This window comes from Kosakonia sp. H7A (genome assembly GCF_003028445.1).
Taxonomy (GTDB): Bacteria; Pseudomonadota; Gammaproteobacteria; order Enterobacterales; family Enterobacteriaceae; genus Kosakonia; species Kosakonia radicincitans.
In genome coordinates this window covers 1-512 of sequence record NZ_PYTZ01000077.1, presented here as the reverse complement: position 1 = coordinate 512, position 512 = coordinate 1, and the positions used below count along the sequence as shown (strand labels likewise).

1 protein-coding gene is annotated in these 512 nt (G+C 75.2%); it reads left to right on the top strand.

The annotated features are described in order from the left end of the window. A partial coding sequence (locus CWM66_RS29000) for a hypothetical protein (protein WP_199200081.1) occupies nucleotides 1-512 on the top strand: 512 nt, incomplete at both ends.

Genomic DNA, 512 nt, shown 5'->3' with positions numbered 1-512 from the left:
CTGGGCGTGTGCGCGCTGTGGTGCCTGCGGGCGGCACCGGAAAGCCGCTTCGCCGCCGCCGCGCAGTTCGCCTGGTGGCTGCTGTGGACGTGCGTGGCGACGCTGTGCCTGCGCTGGTTGGGGCTGCACTACGCGCTGGCGGGCGGCTGGCTGCTCGCGCTGGGGGCCACGCCTTGGCTGTTGCTGCTCGCGGTGGCGCTGATGCGCGGCGAATGGCTGTCGCGGCCGCTGGGCGAGACATTCGTACCCTGGCTACCAGCGATGCGCGCCGCGGCCGCGGTGGTGGTGGCGGCGATCTGGCTGGCGTCGCTGGCGGCGCCGCTCTCGGCGCGGCCGCTGCCGTGGCTGCCGGTCGTCAACCCGGGCGAGCTCATCCAGCTCGCCGCGCTCGCGTTGCTCGTGCATGGACTGTGGCGGTATGCGCCCGCCGGCCTGGCGGCACGCCGCGTGCCGGTGGCCGCACTGGCCGCGCTGCTGTGGGTCACGGTGGCCACGCTGCGCAGCGTGCATCA